The organism is Neobacillus cucumis, assembly GCF_002860255.1.
Lineage (GTDB): Bacteria > Bacillota > Bacilli > Bacillales > Cytobacillaceae > Neobacillus > Neobacillus cucumis_A.
In genome coordinates, this window is sequence record NZ_PGVE01000093.1 from 1 (window position 1) to 5,546 (window position 5,546).

Sequence of the window (5,546 nt, forward strand, 5' to 3'; positions counted from 1 at the left end):
ATAAGGGGGCTTGAGGACAAAGCTACCAGTGGAGCTGAAGAAAATGTCTCCAATAAGTGGTCTTGAGAACAAAGCTACCAGTGGAGCTGAAGAAAATGTCTCCAATAAGGCCTCTTGAGGAAAAAACTCTCAACGAAGCAGAAGAATGTGTCTCCAATAAGATTCTCTTAAATTGCTGTTTGTTATCTTTTGCACCAAAAAAAGCAGAACTCGTAAAAAAAGTGTTCTGCTAAAATTCATAATACCGCCGAAGCAAAAAGGCGATCCATTTACAATGCGGTTGATTTCGGATATTTTCAATTAACCCCCGAATTATAACAGGACTAAGAGTTTGCTCCTCTAACTGCTCCTTAAGTAAAACCAGTGATTCCTTTTCCATCGAATCCTCCATCTCCTCAATTTTCGGAGCAAGAATGTCAAGAATCTGGTCTTTCGTGACCGCTTCATTCATTGGGCTCGTAAACAACTGGATGATCTCTTCTGAAATAAACGGAACCGTTGTATGCTGCGCCAGCAAGTCTGTTTTTTCCACAAGCGAATTAGAGAGTAATTCCAAATCGAGTGGTACATTATAAAAGACAACCAGCTGTGAATAAGTATTCATAAACCCCTTGATGCAATACATTAAATCGTATTTTGTTTCACTGACTTGCTCTCCATATATCTGTTCCAGCATAGAAAGAATAGTCATCCCAATTAAACGGTCAAAGTAATGTAATTTTTCCAAAAGGTCATTGTTAAACGCATGGGACTGCTCTTTCATTAGCAACCTTGCAAAATCAGAGTGCTGATAAGAGGTATGGAAGATGGTGTAATAAAATGTATATAAAAGATCATCCTTATTTGTATTTCTGACTACATAGTCAATATCGGAAGTAAGCTGATTCATAAAGTGGTCAATGAGGGCTGTAATTAGTTCGTCCTTCGATTTGAAGGATAAATAAAAAGCCCCTTTAGAAATCCCGCAATGCTCGGTTATCTGCTGAACGGAGGTTGCTTCAAACCCTTGTTTTGCAAAAAGTTCAAGTGCTTTTTCCATAATTAATTGTTTTTTCAATGTCACCGCTCCTAACGTCATTTATTGACAAATGACTGATTGGTCATTAGTATAAATAATTGAGTCTAGTAAGTCAATCAGAGGTAGGTGTAAGCGTGAAAGCTATAGCAAATTTTGTCCTTAGGAATAAACTGGCCGTTTGGCTGCTGACCATTATCATTACGGTATCTGGTATCTATTCAGGGACACGAATGAATATGGAAACCATCCCGAATATTTCGATTCCATACTTGATGGTCACGAATGTGTATCCGGGTGCCACTCCTGAAAAGGTAATGGAAGATGTCTCGATGCCAATCGAGAAGGCCGCTGAAGGGCTTGATCACGTAAAATCTGTTTATTCAAATTCCTATTCTAACATGTCGAGTATTCAAGTGGAATATGAATATGGTATCGATATGGACGAGGCAAAACGGGAATTGCAATCAGCGTTAGATAACGTGACTTATCCAGAAGGAGCACAGGAGCCAAAGATCACGGCCATCAGCATGAACATGATGCCAGTTGCAGCCCTTAGTGTAAGCAGTTCTAAGGAAGATATCGTGGAGTTAACCTCTACTGTAGAAGATATCCTTCTTCCAAAAATTGAAAAAATCGATGGTGTGGCATCTGCCACCTTAACAGGCCAGCATATCGAAGAAGTAGACCTTACGTATAACCAAGCCAAATTAAAGGAATTTGGCCTTACTGAAGATAAAGTAAAACAAATGGTTCAGGCTAGCAATATGTCCGTCTCCTTAGGACTTTATCAGTTTAAAGAAGGCGAACAGGCTGTTTCCATTGATGGTAAATACATGACAGAGAATGAATTAAAGAACACGATCATTCCTGTCACACCAACGAAGACACATCCGACACCCTTTGTAAAATTAAGTGATGTAGCAAAGATCGAAACAATCGGTAAAGTCCAGTCCGTCTCTCGTACCAATGGGAAAGAAGCCATTGCCATTCAAATTGTGAAAGAGCAGCGTGCCAACACAGTTGATGTGGTAAACAGTGTCAAGGAAGTTGTGAAAGAGCAAAAGGCAAAAATAGATGGTCTTCACATTGATGTGACGCTTGACCAGGGTAAACCAATCCAAGAATCCATTACAACGATGGTAGAAAAAGCCGTCTTTGGCGGTTTCATTGCCGTATTAATTATCCTGCTGTTTTTACGCAGTATCAAATCAACGATTACATCGATTATCTCGATTCCAGTGTCAATCTTTATGGCGTTGCTCCTCCTGCACTGGCTGGATATTACGCTTAACATCATGACATTAGGGGCCATAACGGTTGCCATCGGACGGGTCATCGACGATTCGATTGTTGTTGTGGAAAATATTTACCGGCGCTTGCATTTAAAAGAAGAGAAATTAAATGGACGCGCCCTCGTTCGTGAAGCGACGATTGAAATGTTTAAGCCGATTCTATCCTCGACATTAGTAACGGTGGCGGTATTTGCGCCATTGATTTTTGTAGGCGGAATGGTTGGAGAATTATTCGCCCCGTTCGCCTTAACGATGACCTTTGCTCTTGGTGCTTCGTTACTCGTGGCGATTACGGTTGTACCTGCTTTATCACATACCCTTTTTAAGAAAAAATTATATGGCCAGAAGACAGGTAAAAAACATAAAGAAGTGGGAGAGTTAGCCAAGTGGTATAAGTGGTTTCTGGAAAAGGCCCTTAACCATAAGGTGATTACCTCCATTATTGCGATTGTTTTATTGGCCGGCAGTTTGGCGTTAACGCCATTAATCGGATTCAGCTTCATGGGCAGTGAACAAGAAAAAATGATGTATTTAACCTACACACCTAAAGCAGGTGAGTTAAAGGATGAGACCTTGAAGAACGTTAAATACGTCGAAGAAAAGATGCTGAAGCATGACGATATCGATATTGTTCAAATATCGGTGACAGATAAAACGGACACATCCACTGCTATGTTTGGCGGCAGAGGCGGCGGGGCCTTAATGTATCTGATTTTTGATCCGGATACGAAGGACTTCCCTAAGGTAAAAGACAAAATTGAGAACTATGTGAAAAATCTTGACCAATCAGGCACATGGAAGAGTCAAAACATGGGTGCCTCCTCTGTAGGCTCCAATGAGGTCAGCTACACCTTCTATAGTGACAATTTAGATAAACTCTATGCGTCTGTTGATAAGGTTGAAAAAGTAATGCAGAAGGAGAAGGGTCTAAAAGACGTAACCTCTAGTGCTGAGGATCCTTATGTAGAATACAAATTCAAAGTAGCGCAGAATGATTTGATTAAATATGGGTTAACCACTGGTCAGCTGGTGATGATGCTGAACCCAACGAAGACCCAGAATGTATTAACAACGATTGAAAAAAATGGTGAGTCCCTGGATGTGATTGTTCAACAGGAACAATCGAAACAGCCAGAATCGATTGATGAAATGTTAAAAACCCCAGTCCCAACAGCAATGGGTACGACTGTGCCGCTTTCGCAGCTTGTAAAAGTAGAACAAGGTACAACCTTAAATACACTGGCACGCAGCAAAGGCGAATACTATGCTAGTGTTTCAGGAACCGTTATTGGTAAAGACGTTAAAGCTGTAACGGATCGATTAGACAAAGAAGTGGATAAGCTGGATTTACCAAAAGGTGTGACAGTCGGCACAGCTGGTGTGCAGGCCGATATGAACGATACCTTTACGCAGCTTGGTGCCGCGATGCTAGCCGCCATTGCGATCGTGTACTTCATCCTGGTGGTCACCTTCCGTGAAGGTGTTGCTCCATTTGCGATCTTGTTCTCGTTACCGTTTGCGGTCATCGGTTCATTTGTCGGTCTATTAATTGCCGGAGAGACGATTTCTGTTTCGGTTATGATGGGTCTATTGATGTTGATTGGTATCGTCGTCACGAATGCGATTGTATTGGTGGACCGAATTATCCATATGGAACGTGATGGATTAAAAATGCGTGATGCGGTTCTTGAAGCAGGTGCCACACGTTTACGTCCGATCTTGATGACAGCCATTGCCACAGTTGGTGCGTTAATCCCGTTAGCGCTCGGCTCAGGCGGCGGCGGTTTAATCTCAAAAGGTCTTGGTATTACCGTCATCGGCGGTCTAACAAGTTCGACGCTGTTAACGCTGTTTGTTGTACCGATTGTGTATGAAGTATTATCGAAGCTGTTTAAGAAAAATCGAAGAGAAGAAGAGGAAAATTAAGAAGTGGCCCTGCAAGATGATGAATCGTCTTGCGGGGTTTTTTGTTGTGAGGCGGTTTATTAGTGCTGTTTTAAGGGTATCAGCACTTTTAAAGACTTTATCAGCACTTTTTTGAAGGATATCAGCGTTTTTTAATTTTTATCAGCACTTTTAAAAAAAGGTACCTAAAGGTTTGTTTCATATGCGTTAAATCTCACTTTTTACATACATTAAATAAAAGGTTTCCATTTCTTGAAAAAGAGGGTGTTACAAATAACGACCATCCAAGAGATTGCTGATGTCCTGACGGGTATTGATCATCCGCTTGCCCAGATTTGGGGCCAAAACGATATCATCAAAAAGAATATAGCGATCAGCTTTGATTATTGGTTAGAAGATACCGGTATACCGATCACCTTAACAGAATTTGTGGAACAGTATTTGGCGCACGCCGAGTATCTAGGTGAGATGTTTTGGTCTGGTATCGATCAAAATAGTGGTTGATGGAAACAAGGAGAAGTGTTCACAGCACTTTTCCTATTTTTTTTTTGAAAAACTCCTACCTTTTCAGTGTTTACTCTAATAAACTACCACTTTTGTCGGATGTTCATTTGTCGAAAACTGCATTATTATGTCTATTGAAGTAAATTTAGGAAAGGTAGGAAATTTTAAAAGTGAAGAAAAATTTAGTAACAGCAGCTGCAACAGCTGGGCTTGTTCTTACTGCTTTTGGAGCCACAGCAAATGCACAAGAACCTGCATATACGGTTCGTCCTGGAGACAGCCTTTGGAAAATTGCTCATTCAAGTCATGTGTCTATTAATCAATTAAAAGAGTGGAATTCTCTTTCTAGTGATACAATCTACGTTAATCAAAAACTATCTCTTACTTATACAGTGAAAAAAGGAGATAGTCTTTGGCAAATTGCGAGAGCTAATGGTACTACTGTAAGTGAACTAAAACGTGTAAACGGTATGACCTCTAGTTTCCTTCGGATTGGACAGCAATTGAAATTAGCGGAATCGGACATAAGCGATTCTTCTTACAAAGTCCAAAAGGGTGATTCTCTTTCGGTGATCGGGGCACGTTTTAATGTAACGGTTCCTCAGCTTAAATCTATGAATAATTTAAACTCTGACACGATTTATGCTGGTCAGACGTTAAAGATTCATAGTAATGGAGCTACTACTACCGCAGCACCTGCGACCACAACGAATTCAGCAAGAACAGAAAGTTCTGCAGCTACTTCAAATGCAGCACCAACAGAAAGCTCTGCAGTAACTTCTAGTGCAGCAACAGAAAAAGCACCAGCACCATCAAGTGCAACTGCA

4 protein-coding genes are annotated in these 5,546 nt (G+C 40.8%); 3 read left to right on the forward strand and 1 reads right to left on the reverse strand.

The features are described from left to right. Positions 1 to 229: 229 nt before the first annotated feature. Positions 230 to 1,057, reverse strand: coding sequence for a TetR/AcrR family transcriptional regulator (locus tag CVD27_RS24745; protein WP_257984484.1), 828 nt, complete (start codon positions 1,055 to 1,057; stop codon positions 230 to 232). A 95-nt stretch (positions 1,058 to 1,152) separates the two neighbouring features. On the opposite strand from CVD27_RS24745, the gene CVD27_RS24750 reads away from it, so the two are divergent. The 3 genes from CVD27_RS24750 to CVD27_RS24760 form a co-directional block, all read left to right on the forward strand. Continuing rightward, complete coding sequence (locus tag CVD27_RS24750) at positions 1,153 to 4,236, forward strand: efflux RND transporter permease subunit (protein WP_101651464.1); 3,084 nt, start codon at positions 1,153 to 1,155, stop codon at positions 4,234 to 4,236. Positions 4,237 to 4,467: 231 nt separating this feature from the next. Then, positions 4,468 to 4,719: a hypothetical protein gene (locus CVD27_RS24755; RefSeq protein ID WP_101651466.1), complete on the forward strand. Its 252-nt coding sequence runs from the start codon at positions 4,468 to 4,470 to the stop codon at positions 4,717 to 4,719. 170 nt (positions 4,720 to 4,889) lie between these two features. After that, positions 4,890 to 5,546 (forward strand): LysM peptidoglycan-binding domain-containing protein (locus CVD27_RS24760; RefSeq protein WP_142384143.1); only part of this gene is annotated, 657 nt, incomplete at its 3' end.